Raw genomic sequence first — 20,685 nt, 5'->3', positions numbered from 1 at the left:
AAATACATATCAGTGATGTTTTACGGAAAAGGCCAACTGCCATGAGAAAAATGCGATGAGCAGAAAACGTGTTGCATTTGTTGCTTCGGAAACAGAACGAGCAACCAATGCACTGGAATGCCTGAAGAACAAATATAAAGCCGTTTCCCCTGACGAAGCTGATGTAATCGTTGCGTTGGGTGGCGATGGATTCATGCTGGAAACTTTACATCAGTTCATTGGTCTGGACGTTCCTATCTACGGTATGAACCGTGGTACTATTGGCTTCCTGCTTAATGAATATAACGAAGATCAACTTGATATACGTATTCAAAAGGCCGTAAAAATCACCTTGCACCCACTCCGCATGTCTGTAGAGACCGTCGGAGGACAAAAGTTTGAAGCCCTTGCAATCAATGAAGTTTCTCTACATCGAGATAGCAGACAGGCAGCAAGTATCGGCATCGACATCGATGGCATAGAACGCATGCAGGAGCTGGTCTGCGACGGCGTGATTTTATCAACACCCGCAGGCAGTACAGCCTATAATTTGTCCGCCCATGGCCCCATTGTCCCCATTGGCGCATCCCTTTTGGCCATGACGCCGATTAGCGCCTTTAGACCGAGACGTTGGCGGGGAGCCCTCCTTCCCGCAACCGCTGAAGTTACCTTTCGGACATTGGACACGGAAAAACGCCCGATCTCTGCGACTGCTGACTTCACCGAAATTAAGCACGTCAAACGGGTCAGTGTTCGTCAGGATGATAGCGTCGATATGAATCTTCTTTTTGACGAAGAGCACAATCTGGAAGAACGCATTATCCGCGAACAGTTTCTTCCCTGACCAGGGTCTAATACACAATTTGTACACGGGAACTGCTCCCCAAGAACCTCAAAAGCCCGTTAACGGCTGTCGGCGAGCAATTAACGGGCTTTATAAAGTTCCTATAGAGGAAGTTGCGCTACCTTCTTGTTAGAAGAACCCGATAGCGCGGTCGGGGCAGGGTAATTTGTATTAGCTAATCCAGAATGGCTTGGATGCTTCATGTTGCGCAGCCTGAGCCGAAATGCCCATATCCAATAACAAAAAAGCTTCGGCGTCACGAAGGTTGGCACGTTCGTTCAAACGCTCTTCCCATGTAATTAGTTTCTGGATGACACTCGCAATTGGCGCCTTCACAAAGGATACGCTCGGCTTGTTCTTGTGTAGCATACCAAAAGTATAGGTTTTGTGCATTGTTACATTTGCCATAACAGTTCTCCTTATCCGAAATAATGCGCCCAAGCGGGCCGTTGTTCTCTGTGTTCTTTGATACAGCTAAAATATGACTGTTTGATTTCAATCTCAAACGATGTTATTTCATATATCGGATTAGATTTTATAATGTGAAATCATGCTGAGACCTCTACCTCCTCTAAATGCTTTACGTGCCTTTGAAGCCGCCGCCCGCCAGCTTTCCTTTACAAAAGCTGCCCAGGAACTTTTTGTCACGCAGGCAGCGGTTAGCCATCAGATCAAATCACTCGAAGATCATTTGGGGATTCAACTCTTCCGCAGAATGAACCGACGCCTTATCCTTACGGACGAAGCACAGATTTTACTGCCTGCTGTCAGTGAAGCTTTTGACATTATAAAATCAACCACCCAAAAGCTTTACGATGGCGGGGATCGTGGCACTCTCAAAGTCTCGGTCATGCCATCCTTCGCCGCAAAGTGGTTACTACCACGCCTTCCCAAGTTTCGGCGGAAACATCCTGAAATCGATATTCTTGTTTCGGCAACCATTACAAAAAGTAATTTCTCTCGCGACGATGTTGATCTCGCGATCAGATTTGGTGCGGGGCAATATCCCGGCTGTCGCGTTGACAAAATGATGGAAGACGAGAGCCTTGTTGTCTGTAGCCCTCACCTTCTCAAAGGATCACTACCTTTACGTAGCCCACATGATCTGAAATATCACACATTACTCCATGATGATGTGGGCGAAGAACCTTTTGCCGTTAACTGGCGGAGATGGTTACATATCGCTGGTGTTACAGACATAGATCCGGACAAGGGACCCGGTTACAATGATTCCAGTCTTATTCTACAGGCCGCTATAGAAGGTCAGGGAATCGCATTAGGGCGTACATCTCTCACCTATGATGACCTGAAAGCTGGCCGACTAGTGTGCCCTTTTGGCCCCAGAACACCATCAACCTATCAATATTATGTCGTAACCCCGCAAAGCACATCAGAGATCACCAAGATCAAAGCTTTCCGTGAATGGTTACTTGATGAAGCCACCGCAGATGATTTTGTCCCGAACGTGCAGGTTGATCTGGATAGAGCCAAAGAGAGAGGTGAAATTGGCACCAATGACCTCAACGACGACGCCCCTAACAAAAGCAACTCAGATCACAATTGAACACAACTGATCATGGGTTTTAATTTCGTTCAAAATCATACCCTTGCCCTTTTACAACAACCCATGCTCCATTTTGAAAAAAATCAAAAAAAATTTTAAAACCCAAAAACGAATCATTGACACAAAGCCGCTTTCGGGCGAGAGATTTCCTCACAGAGTGTCCTAGACAACACGTGCGGACGTGGTGGAATTGGTAGACACGACGGACTTAAAAAATTGAGTGCCTTTGGGGAAACCCAGAGAGTAGAACTGCTCAAATTCGGGGAAAGCTTAGATCGCAAGATGATGCCAATCCCGAGCCAAGCCCAAGACTTGAAAAAGATTTGGGAAGGTGTAGAGACTAGACGGGCAGCACCTACGGCAAGGATCAGTGAGTTAGACCTTGTTATGGTGAAGGGATAGTCCAGACCACAAACGCGCGGTGCTTGCACCAACGGCGTGGCAGCGAAAGCTGTAGATGGTATGAAAATCCGTTGGCTTCGGCCGTGCGGGTTCAAGTCCCGCCGTCCGCACCACTCTTCTTTTGAAGAGATAGTTGCTAGAACATAGACCTGCTCTCCTTTGAAATCATGCGTTTATCATTTTGACAAAGAGAGCCTTGTTGACCGTAAATTTTCCAAAGCTTCAGCACGCCCGAGATTCGCCATGCATGACAATTCCCTACCTCTTTTCTTCTTTGGCTCATTAATGGATCAGGACGTCCTTGAGATTGTCTTGGGTCGTTCAGTTGATATGCAGAATTTCAAGCAAGGTTTTCTTATGGGCTATCAATGCGAGCGCGAAGCAAAAGAAAGCTATCCCGTATTAATTCCAAGTCCAGGTAAGCAAGCTGATGTCTTAATCGCAGAGACACTCTCCCCCAAAGACATTGACCGCATTCTCTTTTATGAAACAGGTGAATATGATTTGGTCCGCTTCACCTTGCAAGAAAATGAGACCGAAATTACAGCCCTTGGCTTTGCAACAGGCGAAGGCATCGCATCTTCCGGGCAACGATGGCACCTTCATGTTTGGCAAAAGAAAGACAAAGCAGCGTTTTTGCCACTGGCAAAACGATTTATGGAAGCCTATGGGAAAATGACACTGCCTGAAGCTCTATTATTCTGGGATGAACTTGTTCTTGAATATGATCAAGATGAAGCAGGTACGAGTTCTTCATTAGCCAGTTAAAAACAAAGTTCTCCTCAACAAGGAGAACTTTTATATTTCAAAAACTAAAGTACAAACGTCTTACTTAACTATGTAAAACCCGCATATCGTCGCTATTCAGGAACCCTGACAGGCGTTCAGCTATCTTCTCGGGTGAATTTCTGAATTTCAATCCCACCTGCAACCCATGACGCCACATTACTTCACCACCAAAGTGAACTGACCCTGGCAAAATAAGTGTAACTTCACTGTTAAGGGGAACGGTATCAGCAAGCTGAACTTTCACACCAGTCACAGAAACATCCACCACTTCGCAGTTGGTAGAAAGCTCTGGACCAAACTTCAAGCTTCCGCTCAAGGCCGCGCCGATACGTGCCTTGCCCCGGCGCTCTTCTATATTTGCTTTTAATGCGTCTTGCATGTCTATCGATCCCCCGTCGACTTCAGTGCATTTTCATAAAATCCCATATACTTTAAAGTGAACCAAAAGCGTAAAAATTACAAGAAAATAAACAACCTAACCCTAAATAACGCCTCAATATTAGCACTTTTATAGTGATGATTATGGTTAATATATTTAAGCACAGTCTTTTTTACATCGTTCTATTCTTATCAATGCTTAACTCCCAAAAATGATTAAACCCATTCTCAGAAATTAAAACGTGCTACACAAAATCCATTAGGTGTAATTATTAAGGACCCCATCGACAGCTTCTTCACATTGCATGAGCAAATCCTCATCCGTAGAACGCATCACAATACGCACACCAGTGCCTCCTCGCCCCATAAACGGATAACTACCGATATCCACATCAGGGTATTTTTCTTGAATATCACCAAGGTCTTTGGCAATTTCACCTTCCTTTGCGTGGGACGTCAAAGTTCTTGAAATCATTGGTTTTCCGCCGACAAGACCCGGTGCCAATTTTGAGAACATCGATTGCATTATCTTGGGCACACCCGCCAGAACAAAAACATTTTCAATCTGATATCCCGGGGCTATAGATATATCGTTTTCAATAAGCTTGGCACCCTGCGGAACATGGGCCATACGCAAACGGGCTTCCGTTAACTGTTCCTCGCCATAAAAAGATAGCATTGCCTTGTGGGCATCAGGGTGAAGAATGAGCGGGACATCAAAAGCATTTGCAACACACTGTGATGTTATGTCGTCATGGGTCGGACCAATTCCCCCCGTGGTAAAAACATAATCAAAAGAACTACGCACCTCGTTAACTGTGTGCATTATGCGCTCTGGAATATCGGGTACGACCCTGGCCTCTTCCATCCTTATGCCGATTTCATTAAGCTTATCGCCAAGAAACGAAAGATTTGAATCCTGCGTCCGTCCTGACAGAATTTCGTTTCCAATGATAATCAGACATGCAGTGTAAGTACGTTCCATCTTATCCCATAGCCCCTTGTTCACGCTGGTTGAAATCTTTTCAAATCCACATCATCAGGCAAATCAAAGCTCACCACGGATCACATAGCGTAAAACATTCACAACTTCTTCCGGTGTTCGGGTAACTGCCAGTGCTGCAGCGTCAACTTCTTTTAGGGCATGCTGGTGATCCGGGCCATGCATAATAATAAGCGATTTCCCAAGTGCAGAGGCGTAACCAGCATCAAAAGCCGCATTCCATTGTTTGTATTTCTCGCCAAAGCAAACCACCACGACATCAGACTTTTCAATTAGCGTTCGGGTACGGATTGCGTTTACTTTTGCCCCTTTATTATCATGCCAAAATTTATCTTCTTCGGCCCCGAGAATAGAGACACCACAATCATCAGAAGATGCATGATCAGTAACTGGCGCATAAATTTCTACAGGCAGGTCCAGAGCCTTAACCTGTTGCTCTATTTCTTCACGCCAGTTTGTATGAATTTCACCAGATAAATAGATCTTCCAATTCATGATAATCTTAGTCCTTACAAATAATAAGAGTACAAATGGTTAGAGGTAAAACGTGCAGAAAAAAAATCACACAAGTTAGTCTATCAGGCTACAAAGAATGCCCAGCAGGAACAACGATCTTCTCTGGATTTCCGCAAATTTAAAGTTGTCGTGACTCTATTTTGTCGACTATAAGCGGATTAACAAAGGGATTTATCGATGAACTGGCGGCCCGCGACAGCAATTGGAAAGATAGTAAAGCTTGTGCTTTTACTACAATTTCTTGCTGTCTCATTAATTCCGCAAGGAATGATGACCAGTTTCGCAGATGATACGCTTACCCTTGTTATATGTACCCCCGAGGGCATAAAAGAAATTGCGGTTCCTTCTGACGAAGAACAACAGCTTGAAACGAGCTCTGACTGTGTGTTTTCTCTGCACGCGGATCAACATCTATCAGTGCTCAGCTACCATGTAGAACTTGTCACTCTATCAACACACTCAAGCAACAGAGTTTCTGATAGTCATCTGGCATCTCTACAAAGACATTTGGCCTATGGCTCAAGGGCACCGCCCTATTCCTCCTAAGTAAACTCTCTATATCACCTGTTGTTTTTGGAATTACATAAACAGAATTTTCAGTCGAAATCTTTTCGCCCGAAGCTGTTTACGCACCTCCCAAAAATCAGCGTCAAAAAATAATTATCTCATCAAGATGAGAATACTCAGGAGTTTGTCATGTCAGATATGGCGGCCAATAATATACCTATCAGTGACGATGGCGCGGAAGCCACCCCACAAACAATATCCCAGAAGTTCTATCGCGCAGTCTGGCGGTGGCATTTTTACGCCGGGCTATACGTTATCCCGTTTCTTCTCGTGCTCGCCGTGACCGGATTGATCATGGTTTATTTCAATTCAATTGAAACCCGTTTTGGCGAAAAGCTTTATGTAACACCGCAAGAAGAAATGTTGCTTCCCACCGCACAACAAAAAGCTGTCGCCAATGCTTATCCAGATAGTGCGATTACACAATATTTACCGCCACCCGAAGCTGATCGTACCAGCCTTTTTACAGTCAATGTCGATGGTGTAAAAACACTCGTTTCCGTTGATCCCTATACAGCCAAAATTGTCGGGGCAGTGGAAAAAGATTCTACCTGGTTTTATTTCGCTAGTGACATTCATGGTAGCCTCCTTATCGGAGACCTCGGTGATCGATTACTGGAAATTGCCGCGGGCCTGACTATTGTTCTTATTGCAACAGGATTATACCTCTGGTGGCCACGAGATGGAAAGGGCCTGAAACGTGCTTTGGTCCCCGATTTATCAGAAAAAGGGCGCAGCTTATGGAAAGACCTTCACGTCTCTATTGGTTTCTATATTTCTGTGATTTTGTTCTTCTTTCTCATTTCCGGCTTATCCTGGGCAGGTGTATGGGGAGGAAAATTTGTACAACCCTGGAGCACATTTCCCGCAGAAAAATGGGATAACGTCCCCCTCTCCGACGAAGTTCATGGCATGATGAATGACGGGGCAATCAAAGAAGTACCCTGGGGAATTGAACTAACAAAAATGCCTCTATCCGGTTCCGATGCAGGCACTATTGGCATTCCCGAAGGTTATGCAATTAACTTGAATTCCATGGTTGTTCTGGCCCTCAGCATTGGTTTTGACGAACAATTCCACATCAACTTTCCCGGATCATCAACAGGCGTTTACACGATAACTGCGGATTCTTGGGATGGAGACACAGAAACTCCGACCAACGACAGGACCGTTCATGTTGACCAATACACTGGTAAAATTTTGGCTGAGGTAGGGTATGAAGATTATTCCCTGGTGGCCAAATCAATGGCAATTGGCACAGCTTTACACCAAGGGGATATGGGCTGGTGGAATACGATCCTCAACGCCCTTGTCTGCCTTGCAGTAATATTCCTGTGCATCAGTGGTATTATCATGTGGTGGATCCGTCGCCCCAAAGGTGCAGGAAGACTTGTAGCACCACCTCTGCCAAAAAACCTTCCACTGTGGAAAGGAGCCGTATTTATCATGCTCCTGCTTTCCTTGGCATTTCCTTTGGTGGGATTGACGCTTCTTGGCGTACTTGCGATAGACCTTCTTGTTCTTTCTCGATTACCTTTTATGAAACGCGCCTTTAACTAAACCGTGACCCGCCCTAAAAAACGTCAACATATTTTAGGGCGGGTCATCACAACAAGAGAGTTATCGGTTTATGCGCCAGCTTTTCTATTTAAGAACTGTCTCTGCGCACCCAAAAGACAAAGTGTGGCCAACACACACCAAACAACACAGCCCATAACAACAGCTTCGGATGACACATTTCGGTCAAAGAGCCACCCAAAAAGGGCTGGCGAAAGTGCAGAGGCTAAAACCGAAACAGACATCGCCATTGCACGAATAGCACCAATGTGTTTGGTTCCATAAACCTCAGCCCAGATTGCACTCGTCACTGTTGATCCAAAACCAACAGAAATACCAATAAAGCTCATAAAAAGAGTTGCAGTATAAAGATGATCTGATAGTCCCAGAAATAACAACCCAATCAAAAAGATGGGAATATGAACAAGCAATAATCGGACGGCACCAAAACGGTCAACGAAAGAGCCCGCCATAACTGCACTGATCGTTATCATCGCCGCATATATTGTAAAGTTTCCAGCAAACCACGCCATGGACCACCCTTTACCCGTCACAATATGGATTTGATGAAAAAAGATTCCAGTCACGATAAAGGCCAAAGTACTCAAACCCGGTAACATCAGATAAAACGCAGGATCTCGCAAAACCTCACGCCGCGTCCACTGCCGATGAAGATTATCGCCTCCTGCAGCTAATGCCTGGCTTTTAATCTGCTCGTTCATTCGTGCATCGCGTTCACTATGACCACGCAAAAGCATGAAGACCATTGGCATCAAAACAAGACCTAAAAATCCAGCATTCAAGATCCATACTTCTCGCCAGTTCAACAAACTCAACAGCCATATTGTCAATAAAGGCAGACTTGCTTCACCGCAAGAAAGACCTAACGACGCAATAGAAATCGCCCGTCCCCTGTTATCGTGAAAATAACGCGCCATTGCTGTCACGGATATATGGCTCATAAGCCCCTGCCCACATAACCGGACAAGGAAAAAGAGCGGTAAGATCAAAAATGGTAAACCTGACGGAATGAAAACCATTCCCAACGCAGCGACGAACAGCCCAAGGATCACCAAGTAGCTGTAAAGCCGTAAATCCATATGATCTATCTGCTTGCCAAACCAGATTACAGCAAAACCACTGATTAAGGTCGCCGCGGAATAGAAGGCGCCGAAATCACCATGAGATAGATTTAGTTCGGTGCGAATTTCCTGATTAAACAAAGATACGTAAAACGTTTGTCCAAAGCTTGATGCAAAAGCGACAACAAAGCCAAATGCCAAAAACCGTGCATTTGCCAAAATAAAATGAATCATGGGTTACGCCTGCAGAAAGAGGTTCTTTCCCGACAAAGGAAACCAGCCCGAAAGGATATAATGGGCCAAGAAATAAACAATAGATTGAGAATAGCCTGAATTGCACAAGGCGCAAGGGTTTCTGAGCAGAGGTTAAATTCTGGCTCAAATTACCCTAGATTATTGTAAACAAACTGCGATTGTTAAACCGCTATTATCGCTGATAATAGCCTTTGGTTTGCATGCAACGATTGAAGTGAATCGCCTGTCTTTTCTTAACATCCTTTTTGTCGATATTCTGCCGCAGAGTTAAGAGAGAAGAGGTTCCCCCGCCCAAACTGTCGCCAAAACTACCGCCGCGATCATCTTCAATTCGCGCATCGTGCGCAACAAGACCCCTTGCATAGTAATGGCAAGAGGCAACATCATTTTCATAATCAACTTCGGTTTTAGGTGTTTCCGCAGAATATAATTTTCCATCTGGAGCCTTAATAATCGGCTGCCCCTGCGATGGTGCAGGTGTTGGCGCAGGTTCTGCAGAACCATATGGATAGCTGTTGGTTACCGGTTGATCGCTGATGCTAAGACCATCATTGGTTTCATTAACTGTGCCTGTCACATTTTGATTAACAACTTCGTTCGAATTACCACTTGGTGGTACAGCCAAGGCAGGAGATGAAGACGAGTAAGTCTTCGGCTGCTTTGGTACCGTTTGCTCGCTTTTACCACCAAAAGCACACCCTGCAAGAAGGATTGCAAAAGCAGAAGCGGTAAAAACATAGCGGCAATTCATAAAAATTCTCCCGATAAACAAATGGGTAAATCAATGGTCATGTAACTACCTGTAATCACACAGGCTTGGCACAAATAAAACCGTTTGAAAGCGTTAATAACACCTTGTACTGGCTTCCAAGCCTTTGGCAAGTGATATAAATGGTACTTGTGCACCTTTACCAGAAAGATCAATCTAATCCTATACAACATATGTGAGTTCTTTATTAATTTCCCTTGCTATAAAAAGTGCGAAACTACTAAGGTCGTAAAAAAGAGGATCTTATGAAATTTGACACGCCCTTAATTCCCGGAAAACTTGTAAAAAGATATAAACGCTTTTTAGCTGACGTAGCGCTGACAGACGGCACGATCGTAACCGCACATACCACCAATACAGGTTCAATGCTTGGTCTTGTCGAGGCAGGCTCATCAGTTTGGTTATCAGAGTCAGACAATCCGAAACGAAAGCTAAAATACACTTGGGAAATTGGCGCTGCAGGTAAAACCCCTGTGGGTGTGAATACAGCTGTCCCCAACAAACTTGTCTTCGAAGAAATTTCAGCAAGCAATGTCCCCCATCTGACGGGCTATACAACCATCAAACGGGAAGTTAAGTACGGCCAAAATTCCCGTATTGATATTTTTTTGCAAGCCGAAGACAAAGCTGACTGCTATGTGGAAATCAAATCCGTCACTCTGAGCAGATCACCCAGCGTTGCAGAATTCCCAGACGCTGTTTCCGCCAGAGGCACAAAACATCTTCAGGAATTAGGAGATATGGTAGAAGAAGGACACAGAGCCGTCATGTTCTATCTTGCGCAACGGGGGGATTGTACTCTATTCGTGCCCGCGAAAGACATTGACTCCGTCTATGCTGACGCCCTGAAAATCGCAATGGCGCGAGGCGTCGAGGTAATCGCCTATGGTTGTGATGTCACGCCAGAGGGAATTCACTTGGATAAGCCGCTAGAGCTAGGTATATAGGCTTTAATTATCGTAATATATAATACAGTACGTTAAAAACTGCGTACTTGTTAAGACTAGCAAGAAATGGAAGAAAGAACGTGATCGACAATCTGACACGTGAAGAACGACAGTTTGTAACCTATACTGAAGAAGATTTTGCAGGTATGCGCAAAGCTGGTCGACTGGCTGCGGAAACCCTGGACTTCATTACACCTTACGTCCAACCCGGTGTATCCACTGGCAAGCTAAACGACCTCTGTCATGAGTTTATTACCTCGCACAACGCCGTCCCAGCACCGCTGAATTACAAAGGTTTTCCGAAATCAATCTGTACGTCAGTTAACCATGTTGTTTGCCATGGAATTCCCGGGGAAGATAAAGTTCTGCGCGATGGGGATAGCCTGAACATTGATGTCACAGTTATTCTTGATGAATGGCATGGTGATACCAGCCGCATGTTTTTTGCTGGCAAGCCAAACGTAAAAAGCAAGCGTCTAAGTGAAGTCACATACGAATGCCTATTACGAGGCATTGAAGTGGTTAAGCCCGGTGCAACGCTTGGTGACATTGGGCATGCTATACAGACCTATGCCGAAGCAAACCGCTTTTCAGTCGTCGAAGATTTTTGCGGGCACGGCATCGGCCGAAGCTTCCACACCCCTCCGAGTGTCTTGCACTATGGACAAGCCGGTAAAGGCGCACGCTTATTGGAAGGCATGATTTTTACCATCGAGCCCATGATTAACGGTGGAAAGTATGCGGTCAAGGTTCTCAATGATGGTTGGACAGCGGTAACCAAAGATAAATCTCTCTCCATGCAATACGAACACACCTTAGGTGTGACCGCAGATGGTTGTGAAATATTCACCCTCTCCCCAAAAGGCTGGCACAAACCACCTTACGATTAAATATTCTTAAATTCAGGATGAACATTCTTAAATTTGGACGTACTCAGGCATTGGTTTGAAAACAGAAAAACCTCACTATCATGGTCATCGCGACAGGTTACGTCAGCGCCTGCTGGAAAAAGGTGCTGAAAGCCTTGCCGATTATGAAGTGCTTGAGTTCCTCCTGTTTGGTGTTAATCCGCGGGGGGATACAAAACCCCTGGCCAAGAAACTCATCGAAACCTTCGGATCCTTGGCTGAAGTCTTTGCAGCCTCCCCGGATGAGCTCAGACAAGTTACAGGTGTCGGAGATGCAGCTGCATCTCTGCTTAAACTCATCCCAGAAGCAGCCCGACGCTTGACGAAAGACGCGATACTTGAGCATCCAGTTATTGATACCTGGGATCGACTTGTTGAATACTGCAAAATAGTTATGGCGCGGGAAAAGATAGAACAGTTTCGACTTCTTTTTCTGGATCGAAAAAACCGACTGATTGCCGATGAGATTCAGCAAAAGGGCACAATAGATCACACACCCGTTTACCCGCGAGAAGTGGTCAAACGCGCTTTAGAGCTCAATGCTTCTGCCTTGATCATGGTTCACAACCACCCCAGTGGAGATCCTTCACCATCGCCAGCAGACATAAGCATGACAAAAGAAGTCAAAGAAATATGTGGTAAACTTGGTATCGAATTACACGACCATCTAATCATCAGCAAAACAGGCAACAGCAGTTTTCGTCACCTTGGGCTTTTATAAAGAAAAGCGCGCACCTCAACAAAAAAGACCGCCTTTCGGCGGCCTTTTCTAAAGTACAAGCGATCAATTTATTGCGCTTTAGCCTGACGCAAGCGATACCAGAAAGAAAAGAGATAGAAGAACAGAAAACAAGCGACATAAAACTCGCTTAGTTCATTCAAATCCATATCAAAATACATATGCTCGTCTAGCCGGGTCCATTTCTGAAACAATTGTCTCAGCACGCGGCTTACAAGGCAATAGATGGTAACCGGCAAGCCAACAACAGTTGGAAACAACCAGTAAAAGGCACTTCCCATCGCCGGTTTAGCCATGTAACCAAACTTAATGATAAGTGGAATAACAATTGTCCCAATCGCCATACCAATCATGATAATTGATTTTATTGTCGTATCATGACCGTTAAGCGTGTTGTGGAAATTCGTTTCATTATGATCATTAATGGCCGCCAAGCTTTCCGGTGTTTCCCACTGGAACCAATGTTGCCCCCAACTTGCTTCTTCACCCGCAGCAATAAAGACAGCTATGGTGCAAAGCATCAGCCAATAGCCAAGATATTTTGATGGTAGAGCGTCACGCATACGCCAAGCAAGGAAGCCAAAAACAACCGCCGGCACCAACATAACAAAAGCAGCATTCTCAACAATACCGCGGCGTTCACTCTCAATATAGTATTCGTACTCTGCCCAATCCGGGAAAATTGTACGACCGATAACCATAACCGCAACCATTAGCAATGGTAACCATTGCCAATAAAGTTTGGAAAAATCAGTTAGATTATCAACATTATTTGCTGAATTTTGTGTCACATCCGCCTCAATGAATTTTTCATTAAATTTTTATGGTCGAGGGCTATAGCACAAGAAACAGGTTGTTAAAAGGCGGGGATATCAAGACATAAAGTTGTAATTATTATTCAAGAGCTATCATTAAACACAGCCATAGTTGCAAAAGCAGAGCAACGCTGTCTTGGTAAGAAAGAATGAGATAAATTCACTATAACAGTTGACAGAAGCTGACAACTTCGCTTGTTTCACCCTGAGATTGTTGGCAGTAAAAATTTGCCATAACTTTGTGCACTTTCCCAAAGGAACAAAAGCACCATGATCCCGCGTTATAGTCGCCCAGAAATGACTTCAATCTGGGAAGCAGAAAACAAATTCCGTATCTGGTTTGAAATTGAAGCCCATGCATGTGACGCCCAGGCGTCTTTAGGTGTTATCCCCAAAGAAGCCGCAGACATTATCTGGGAAAAGGGCCAAAAGCCCTATACGCCTGAACGTATCGCTCGTATCGATGAAATCGAAGCCGAAGTCAAACACGACGTCATTGCCTTCCTGACAGAGCTCGCAGAGAACGTTGGTGAAGAATCCAGATTTGTGCATCAAGGCATGACATCATCTGACGTTCTGGATACTTGTTTGTCCGTTCAAATGTCACAAGCTGCTGACATTTTACTTTCCGATATGGATCGCCTGTTGGCTGCGTTGGAAAAACGTGCCAAAGAAACAAAACACATGGCCTGTATCGGCCGTTCACACGGCATCCATGCAGAACCAGTGACCATGGGCCTTAAGTTTGCTCGTTTCTATGCGGAAATGGATCGTAATAAAAAACGCCTGCAACAAGCGCGTGATGAAATCGCGACCTGTGCAATTTCCGGCGCGGTTGGTACCTTTGCAAATGTAGATCCTTCCGTTGAAGAACATGTTGCGGATAAAATGGGTCTGACACCTGAACCAATTTCAACTCAGGTCATCCCACGCGATCGTCATGCAAATTACTTTGCCGTTCTCGGTATCATTGCTTCTTCTGTGGAGAACATTGCTACCGAAATTCGTCACCTACAGCGTACAGAAGTTCGTGAAGCACAGGAATACTTTGCTCCGGGGCAAAAAGGCTCTTCTGCAATGCCACATAAACGTAACCCGATCCTGACAGAGAACCTGACTGGACTGGCACGTATTGTTCGCTCAGCAGTAACACCTGCACTCGAAAATGTTGCCCTATGGCACGAGCGTGATATTTCGCATTCATCTGTTGAACGTATGATCGGCCCGGATGCGACAGTAACGCTTGATTTTGCACTTAATCGTCTTGCCGGCACCATTGAAAAGCTTGTGGTTTATCCGCAAAACATGCTTGACCATATGAACAATTTTGGCGGCATCCACGACGCTCAGCGTGTATTGCTTTACCTCACTCAGAACGACGTCAGCCGCGAAGATGCTTACCGCATCGTACAGCGCAACGCCATGCGTGTTTGGAAAAGTTACGGCATTGATCCTGACAACCCGGATTCACCTGCAGAACTAGACGCCGTAGAAAAAGAAGCACAAGAACACGACAACCGTTTCTTCTTCTTTATGTCCAAGGACGAAGGCTTGATGCAAATTCTAAGTGTTGAGAAACTCGGTAAACTTCTGGATGAAGATTCAATCAGTTATCACACAAAGAACGTAGATCGTATCTTCGAGAGAATTTTTGGAAAATAAGCTTATTAGAGATCCTAACTTGTTATAAGCCTAAAAAGAAGAAAGCCCCGATTTCGGGGCTTTCTTTGTATGTCTTTCTCAGATGTTGGGAAGCCTATTCGCTTTTCACCAACTCTAAAGCCTGAAGCATGAAATCGTGTATCTGTCGCTCGATACGGTGTTCTGATTTGTGCACGCCATAACGCGTAAAATCATCTACAATCTTAACCTGTAAGCGATCCCGCCCGGTATCCTTGATATGCAACTCAGCCAGTTCTTCTGCGTATTTCTCGGCGTCACTGTCTGAAAGCTCCATCAGCTCAGCAGCCCAAAGCCCGACTAATTTATTGCGGCGAATTTTGGCTTTAAAGAGAATATCCTGCTCATGTTTGAACTTGTTCTCATGAGCTTCTTTCAATTCCTGTAATGTATCCATGTTCTACATTTCCCTAAAACTGAAATATAAAAAATCCTGAAACATACCTGTGCCTTTCAGTATAAACGGAACTTAATAACCAAAAGTTTATTCACCAGACATCAACAGAATACAGAAATGAAATAGATCGCAAAAAGCCAAAATAAAAAAGGAGCCTCCATAAAAAGCTCCTTTTGAATAACGAATGAACTGTAACTCAAAAAACGGATTATTCGCTCATTAATTGTTTCTTGGCTTCTTCCATCAACTCAGCCATCTGGCGTTCCAGTTGGTGGATAGATTTATCAACATTGCGGCTTTGAAAGTCCTTCAGAACTTTTTGTTTTACGTCCTCATCACCGGGCTCAATCAAATCTGCTTTAACAACAGTCTTTGCATATTCTTCGGCAGCGTCCCCGGTAAGGCCCATCAGATCCGCAGCCCATAACCCAAGAAGTTTATTACGGCGCGCTTCTGTTTTGAACCGCAACTCTTCATCATGCTGGTATTTGTCTTCAAATGCCTTTTCGCGGTCACTAATGTTAGTCATAAAACAAAGACTCCTTGCCTGAACTTAATTGTCATTCTTGAATTTAAAACTGTTGGCTACGCTTATACCAAATAAGTGAGCAAAATAACCAAAAGCCATTCATCGAACTATCTGTTATATATTTTGTCATACCCCTTCACTTCTGCAAGGGAAACTCTTTAATTATATTAATATAATTACATTATTACAGCAGGAACTATGTGTACGGTCACGCTTCTCTCTCGCCCGGGCCATAAATGGCCACTTTTATTTGCCGGCAATCGCGACGAAATGAATGATCGCCCTTGGCTCCCTCCTAGACGACATTGGAACGATCGACCTGAAATTGTCGCTGGTCTCGATGAACTTGCAGGAGGCACTTGGTTGGGCGTAAATGATTACGGCCTCATATCATGCGTCTTGAATCGTCGAGGAAGCCTTGGCGTGAAAGAAGACAAACGTAGTAGAGGTGAGCTGGTTCTTGAAGCACTGGACCACGCCGATTCTTACGATGCTGCCATGGCACTTGCTGACTTAAACACCGCAGCTTACCGAAGTTTTAATCTGATCATTGCCGATTATAAAAAAGCTTTTTGGTTACGAAATGATCCCGAAAATGGTCCCGGAGCCATAGAAGTGTTCCCCATCCCCAAGGGCATTTTTATGATTACCGCTGGCGATGGCAATGATGACAGTCCTCGTATTGCGGCACACAGGCAGGATTTTGTGAACTTCATCCCTGATGTGGATGTAAATGACTGGTCTGGTTGGAAAGAAATTCTGTCACGTAAAAATAATGATTCAAAAATAGCAATGACTGTCGAGACTGAAACTGGCTTCGAAACCAGTTCGTCCTCTGTTATTGCACTCCCCAGTCCAGAAGCCACGACCTCTTCGGGGACTCCAGAGAAAACAAAATGGTGGTTTGCCAATGGCAAGCCCGGTGATGTCCCCTTCGAAGAAATACAAATATAAAATTCATTTCGTCAACTCAAATTGATAAATACGAAAAATACAAATCCAACAGCTAAAAAAGCACCACAAAGCAATCAGAATAATATGTAATATTAAGCAGTTAATCCTGCTGAAATAGAAAGAACATATTTTCAACAAATTCTATCTGATTGAGAAAGGCAAAGCGGGATTGTCTTCTATAGCATAGACTGCTATATGGACCGCAAATCTATAGGGATGGAAGCAGACCTCCATTCTTTGTTATCTCTTTCTGGGTAGAAACCCAAAGGACTGAGCGAATGCCAGGCAAGCCGCTTTTCAAAGGCAAACCAATGGCCTCTTTAACAGGCATATTACTTTATCGCCTGTCACCTTTGCCTGTCGGCCTTGGATCAGTTCGACCATATCTATCGATACGCAGTTTTTTCAAATCCTTAATGATATTATCCAGCGGATTAAGGCATATACTAATCCAGTCTCTTATGGCATTTTTTGGTAAGTCATCGAGTAAAACTGTGAACGAAATCTGGACCTAAAGGTTCATTGTAGCGGGGGCCTTTAAAAGGTCCCCAAGTTGTTTAAACAAAAGTAGCTTATAAGAAGTCAAAAAATAACCGACTTCTATTCGCAACGGAATAATGGAGAATACGGGTGAAAGCGCGCATCCATGTCACTCTGAAAAACGGAGTCCTAGACCCTCAGGGCAAAGCAATTGAACACACACTAGGCTCTTTGGGCTTTGATGGTGTTAACGAAGCACGCCAGGGAAAATTCATCGAACTCGATATCGCAGAAACCGATGAAGCAAAAGCACGCGAAACCGTTACAGCCATGTGCGAAAAGCTTTTGGCAAACACTGTGATCGAAAACTATTCCATCGATCTGGAACAGTAAGTTCGTGCTTTACGGAAATAGACTTCTGCAATCACGACTATAGATCTGTAATGGCTTACTGTAATTTCAAACTACGAGGAACTTGCCAATGAAAGCGGCGGTTATCGTTTTCCCAGGATCCAACTGTGACCGAGATATTCAGGTTGCATTGCGTCAATCCATGGGATCTGAACCCCAGATGGTCTGGCATAAAGATGCTGACTTTGATGATGTTGATCTAATTTGCCTTCCCGGCGGATTTTCCTATGGCGATTATCTTCGCTGTGGGGCCATGTCAGCCAAATCACCCGTTATGAAAGAAGTTGTTGCCCGCGCCAACAAAGGCGTTCCTGTTCTAGGTATCTGTAATGGTTTTCAGATTCTGACAGAATGTGGCCTTGTCCCTGGCGCACTCATGCGTAACAGCAATCTGAAGTTTGTCTGCCGGGACCTTCATTTAAAGGTTGAACGCAACGACACCGTCTTCACAAAGCAATATCAGGCAGGACAAAATATCCGTATCCCTGTTGCACATCACGATGGAAACTACTTCGTCGATGCAGAAGGCCTAAAAGCCTTGGAAGATAACGGACAAGTTGCGTTCCGCTACAGCGCCGAAGATGGCAGTGTCAACGATCACAGCAACCCGAACGGCTCTCTCAATAATATTGCTGGTGTTTATAACGCCAAAGGCAATGTTCTTGGTATGATGCCGCACCCTGAACGTCTTTGCGAAGATGTCCTCGGCGGAACAGATGGACGCCCCATGTTTGATAGCCTCGTTGCGGCCCTTTCATAAGGTGATAGAAAAATGAGTGAAATTACCCCTGAAATCGTCGCAGAACACGGGATCAACGAAGAAGAATACGCCCTTGTTCTCGAAATTATGGGTCGCGAGCCCAACCTTCTTGAACTTGGCATCTTTTCGGTTATGTGGTCCGAGCACTGCTCGTACAAGTCTTCAAAAAAGTGGCTCAAAACTCTTCCGACCGAAGGGCCACAAGTCATTATGGGCCCTGGCGAAAACGCTGGTGTTATTGACATTGGTGATGGCAATGCCGCCATCTTCAAAATGGAAAGCCATAACCACCCAAGTTTTATCGAACCTTACCAAGGCGCCGCAACTGGTGTCGGTGGTATCCTGCGTGATGTATTCACCATGGGCGCACGCCCAATTGCCAACGTAAACGCGCTGCGTTTTGGTGAGCCTGATCACCCCAAAACACGCCATCTCGTTTCAGGTGTTGTTGCCGGTGTCGGTGGCTATGGTAACTGTGTTGGAGTTCCAACTGTTGCTGGCGAAGTTGAGTTTGATCCTTCATACAACGGAAACATTCTTGTAAATGCCATGACCGTTGGCCTGGCAAAGGCAGATCGTATCTTTACCGCCCAGGCCTCTGGTGTTGGTAATCCGGTTGTTTATGTTGGGTCAAAAACAGGTCGCGATGGCATTCACGGCGCCACCATGGCTTCCGCTGAATTTGACGATGATTCCGATGAAAAGCGTCCTACTGTTCAGGTTGGTGATCCTTTCACTGAAAAGCTTCTAATTGAAGCCTGCCTGGAGCTGATGCAAACAGATGCCATCGTCGCTATTCAGGACATGGGTGCTGCTGGCCTGACCTCTTCTTCCTTTGAGATGGCTTCTTCTGGTGACATGGGTGTCGAGCTAAATCTGGATCAAGTTCCACAGCGTGAAGAAGGCATGACCCCATACGAGATGATGCTTTCTGAAAGTCAGGAACGCATGCTCATCATCCTCAAGCCTGGAAAAGAAGATCTCGCCCGTTCCATTATGGACAAATGGGATCTGGACTTCGCGGTTATCGGTAAGCTTACCGACAGCAAGCGTATGGTGCTTAAATTCCACGGCGATGTTGTTGGCGATCTTCCAATTAAACCTTTGGCACATCACTCTCCAGAGTATGACCGTCCATGGGTTCCAACACCAGATTCTGACGATGTACTTGCAAGCGATATCCAGGAAGCTGCGGACACAACACAAGCCCTTAAAACCTTGATGAGTTCACCAAACATGTCCAGCCGCCGCTGGGTGTGGGAACAATACGATCACATGGTGATGGGTGATACAATCCAACGCCCTGGCGGCGACGCTGGCGTTGTCCGTGTTCACGGCACCGATCGTGCCCTTGCCGTCACTTCTGACTGTACACCTCGCTACTGCAAAGCGAACCCTGTTCGCGGTGGTGCACAGGCTGTTGCTGAAACGTATCGTAATATTACAGCAGTTGGTGCTACGCCTTTGGCCATCACCGACAACATGAACTTTGGCAACCCGGAACGCCCGGAAATTATGGGACAATTTGTGGGCTGTATCGAAGGTATGCGTGATGCCTGTCTTGCGCTGGATTATCCGGTCGTATCAGGTAACGTTTCTCTGTACAACGAAACGAATGGCAAAGGCATTCTGCCAACACCTGTTATCGGTGGCGTCGGCTTGATTAAAAATTCGGACAAGACTGCAACGGTTACTTTTGGATCTGAAGGGGAAAGTCTGGTTCTTATCGGAGATTCAATCGGGCATGTCGGTATGTCCATATACCTTGATGTGATCGAAGGACGTCGCGAAGGAAATGCACCGGTTGTTGATCTTGCTGCTGAACGTAAGAATGGCGACTTTGTAAGATCACAGATTGAAGGTGGCTTTGTCGAAAGCTGTCACGATCTGTCTGATGGGGGCCTTGCCGCAGCTGTTGCCGATATGGCCATTGCATCGAACATGGGTGTCGAAGTCATCAAACCTGCCGAAGTTGAAACACCGACAACAGCTTGGCTATTTGGTGAAGATCAAGGCCGCTACCTGATTTCCATCGGTGATGCCGAAAGCTTGCTTGAAGCTGCCGAAGAAGCTGGTGTTTCTGCAGCCATTGTAGGTCGTACGGGCGGCAATGACTTGACGCTGCCAGGTGGAAGCACCATATCCGTAGCAGAGCTTCGTGCATGCAACGAAGCATGGATGCCAAACTATATGGCTGGATAGCTTTATCCACCATCCGGAAAGAAATTTTGACGCAGGAGAGGATTAAACATACCTCTCCTGTAGATCTTTTCGAACAAGCTTTGTAGTGTGGTATCTGAACAGGATTGAGAATCCAGAATAAGCTTCTCAATCTGAACCGGAGAAATGAGAACAAGGAC

22 protein-coding genes are annotated in these 20,685 nt (G+C 45.3%); 13 read left to right on the top strand and 9 right to left on the bottom strand.

The features are described from left to right. Positions 1-55: 55 nt before the first annotated feature. Positions 56-823 (top strand): NAD kinase, encoded by a 768-nt coding sequence (locus tag BKB51_RS12640; protein WP_085901426.1) that lies wholly within the window; start codon positions 56-58, stop codon positions 821-823. 171 nt (positions 824-994) lie between these two features. Here BKB51_RS12640 and BKB51_RS12635 read toward each other — a convergent pair whose 3' ends face one another. Then, positions 995-1,231, bottom strand: a complete 237-nt coding sequence (locus tag BKB51_RS12635; protein ID WP_085901425.1) for a DUF1127 domain-containing protein — start codon at positions 1,229-1,231, stop codon at positions 995-997. A gap of 142 nt (positions 1,232-1,373) precedes the next feature. On the opposite strand from BKB51_RS12635, the gene BKB51_RS12630 reads away from it, so the two are divergent. Then, complete coding sequence (locus BKB51_RS12630; protein ID WP_085901424.1) at positions 1,374-2,387, top strand: transcriptional regulator GcvA; 1,014 nt, start codon at positions 1,374-1,376, stop codon at positions 2,385-2,387. A 645-nt stretch (positions 2,388-3,032) separates the two neighbouring features. Continuing rightward, on the top strand, positions 3,033-3,557 hold the full coding sequence (locus tag BKB51_RS12620; RefSeq protein WP_085901422.1) for a gamma-glutamylcyclotransferase family protein: 525 nt from the start codon (positions 3,033-3,035) through the stop codon (positions 3,555-3,557). A 64-nt stretch (positions 3,558-3,621) separates the two neighbouring features. Here the strand turns inward: BKB51_RS12620 and BKB51_RS12615 are convergent, their stop codons facing one another. The 3 genes from BKB51_RS12615 to BKB51_RS12605 form a co-directional block, all read right to left on the bottom strand. After that, positions 3,622-3,957, bottom strand: a complete 336-nt coding sequence (locus BKB51_RS12615) for a PilZ domain-containing protein (protein ID WP_085901421.1) — start codon at positions 3,955-3,957, stop codon at positions 3,622-3,624. Between the two features lie 258 nt (positions 3,958-4,215). After that, positions 4,216-4,941 carry a competence/damage-inducible protein A gene (locus BKB51_RS12610; protein WP_085901420.1) on the bottom strand — a complete coding sequence of 242 codons (726 nt, stop codon included), beginning with the start codon at positions 4,939-4,941 and terminating at the stop codon, positions 4,216-4,218. A gap of 63 nt (positions 4,942-5,004) precedes the next feature. Continuing rightward, on the bottom strand, positions 5,005-5,454 hold the full coding sequence (locus BKB51_RS12605; protein WP_085901419.1) for a YtoQ family protein: 450 nt from the start codon (positions 5,452-5,454) through the stop codon (positions 5,005-5,007). A gap of 198 nt (positions 5,455-5,652) precedes the next feature. Between BKB51_RS12605 and BKB51_RS12600 the strand changes: the two genes are divergently transcribed. Then, positions 5,653-6,021, top strand: a complete 369-nt coding sequence (locus BKB51_RS12600; RefSeq protein WP_085901418.1) for a DUF2946 family protein — start codon at positions 5,653-5,655, stop codon at positions 6,019-6,021. Positions 6,022-6,171: 150 nt separating this feature from the next. After that, positions 6,172-7,602 (top strand): PepSY-associated TM helix domain-containing protein, encoded by a 1,431-nt coding sequence (locus BKB51_RS12595; RefSeq protein WP_198946720.1) that lies wholly within the window; start codon positions 6,172-6,174, stop codon positions 7,600-7,602. Between the two features lie 68 nt (positions 7,603-7,670). Here the strand turns inward: BKB51_RS12595 and BKB51_RS12590 are convergent, their stop codons facing one another. Together BKB51_RS12590 and BKB51_RS12585 are read right to left on the bottom strand one after the other, a co-directional pair. Further along, positions 7,671-8,915: an MFS transporter gene (locus BKB51_RS12590; RefSeq protein ID WP_085901417.1), complete on the bottom strand. Its 1,245-nt coding sequence runs from the start codon at positions 8,913-8,915 to the stop codon at positions 7,671-7,673. A 193-nt stretch (positions 8,916-9,108) separates the two neighbouring features. Beyond that, positions 9,109-9,687: a hypothetical protein gene (locus BKB51_RS12585; protein ID WP_085901416.1), complete on the bottom strand. Its 579-nt coding sequence runs from the start codon at positions 9,685-9,687 to the stop codon at positions 9,109-9,111. A gap of 263 nt (positions 9,688-9,950) precedes the next feature. Here BKB51_RS12585 and sfsA point away from each other — a divergent pair, with 263 nt between their 5' ends. From sfsA to radC, 3 genes are all read left to right on the top strand, one after another. Continuing rightward, on the top strand, positions 9,951-10,652 hold the full coding sequence (sfsA, locus tag BKB51_RS12580; RefSeq protein ID WP_085901415.1) for a DNA/RNA nuclease SfsA: 702 nt from the start codon (positions 9,951-9,953) through the stop codon (positions 10,650-10,652). Between the two features lie 80 nt (positions 10,653-10,732). Next, the gene (gene map / locus BKB51_RS12575; RefSeq protein WP_085901414.1) at positions 10,733-11,542 is read left to right on the top strand and encodes a type I methionyl aminopeptidase; all 810 of its coding nucleotides are present in this window, start codon (positions 10,733-10,735) and stop codon (positions 11,540-11,542) included. Between the two features lie 55 nt (positions 11,543-11,597). Continuing rightward, positions 11,598-12,281, top strand: coding sequence for a RadC family protein (gene radC / locus BKB51_RS12570; protein ID WP_085901413.1), 684 nt, complete (start codon positions 11,598-11,600; stop codon positions 12,279-12,281). Positions 12,282-12,349: 68 nt separating this feature from the next. Here the strand turns inward: radC and BKB51_RS12565 are convergent, their stop codons facing one another. Beyond that, the gene (locus tag BKB51_RS12565) at positions 12,350-13,090 is read right to left on the bottom strand and encodes a hypothetical protein (RefSeq protein ID WP_085901412.1); all 741 of its coding nucleotides are present in this window, start codon (positions 13,088-13,090) and stop codon (positions 12,350-12,352) included. Positions 13,091-13,384: 294 nt separating this feature from the next. Between BKB51_RS12565 and purB the strand changes: the two genes are divergently transcribed. Beyond that, positions 13,385-14,776, top strand: coding sequence for an adenylosuccinate lyase (purB, locus tag BKB51_RS12560; RefSeq protein WP_085901411.1), 1,392 nt, complete (start codon positions 13,385-13,387; stop codon positions 14,774-14,776). 94 nt (positions 14,777-14,870) lie between these two features. On the opposite strand, the gene BKB51_RS12555 is transcribed toward purB, so the two are convergent. Both BKB51_RS12555 and BKB51_RS12550 read right to left on the bottom strand, forming a co-directional pair. After that, positions 14,871-15,191 (bottom strand): DUF1476 domain-containing protein, encoded by a 321-nt coding sequence (locus BKB51_RS12555; RefSeq protein ID WP_085901410.1) that lies wholly within the window; start codon positions 15,189-15,191, stop codon positions 14,871-14,873. A 208-nt stretch (positions 15,192-15,399) separates the two neighbouring features. Further along, the gene (locus tag BKB51_RS12550) at positions 15,400-15,720 is read right to left on the bottom strand and encodes a DUF1476 domain-containing protein (protein ID WP_085901409.1); all 321 of its coding nucleotides are present in this window, start codon (positions 15,718-15,720) and stop codon (positions 15,400-15,402) included. 198 nt (positions 15,721-15,918) lie between these two features. Here BKB51_RS12550 and BKB51_RS12545 point away from each other — a divergent pair, with 198 nt between their 5' ends. The 4 genes from BKB51_RS12545 (at position 15,919) to purL (ending at position 20,527) form a co-directional block, all read left to right on the top strand. Next, a complete protein-coding gene (locus BKB51_RS12545; RefSeq protein WP_085901408.1) occupies positions 15,919-16,674 on the top strand; it encodes an NRDE family protein in 756 nt (251 codons plus the stop codon). Positions 16,675-17,304: 630 nt separating this feature from the next. Next, entirely contained in the window at positions 17,305-17,547 is a 243-nt protein-coding gene (purS, locus tag BKB51_RS12540; protein WP_047765694.1) for a phosphoribosylformylglycinamidine synthase subunit PurS, read from the top strand. An 88-nt stretch (positions 17,548-17,635) separates the two neighbouring features. Further along, entirely contained in the window at positions 17,636-18,325 is a 690-nt protein-coding gene (gene purQ, locus BKB51_RS12535) for a phosphoribosylformylglycinamidine synthase subunit PurQ (RefSeq protein ID WP_085901407.1), read from the top strand. Between the two features lie 12 nt (positions 18,326-18,337). Beyond that, the gene (purL, locus tag BKB51_RS12530) at positions 18,338-20,527 is read left to right on the top strand and encodes a phosphoribosylformylglycinamidine synthase subunit PurL (protein ID WP_085901406.1); all 2,190 of its coding nucleotides are present in this window, start codon (positions 18,338-18,340) and stop codon (positions 20,525-20,527) included. Positions 20,528-20,685 lie beyond the last annotated feature (158 nt).

The sequence above is a fragment of the Kiloniella majae genome (assembly GCF_002118315.1).
GTDB classification, from domain to species: domain Bacteria; phylum Pseudomonadota; class Alphaproteobacteria; order Kiloniellales; family Kiloniellaceae; genus Kiloniella; species Kiloniella majae.
The sequence above is the reverse complement of the archived record's forward strand: the minus strand, read 5'-3'. Positions and strand labels throughout refer to the sequence as shown.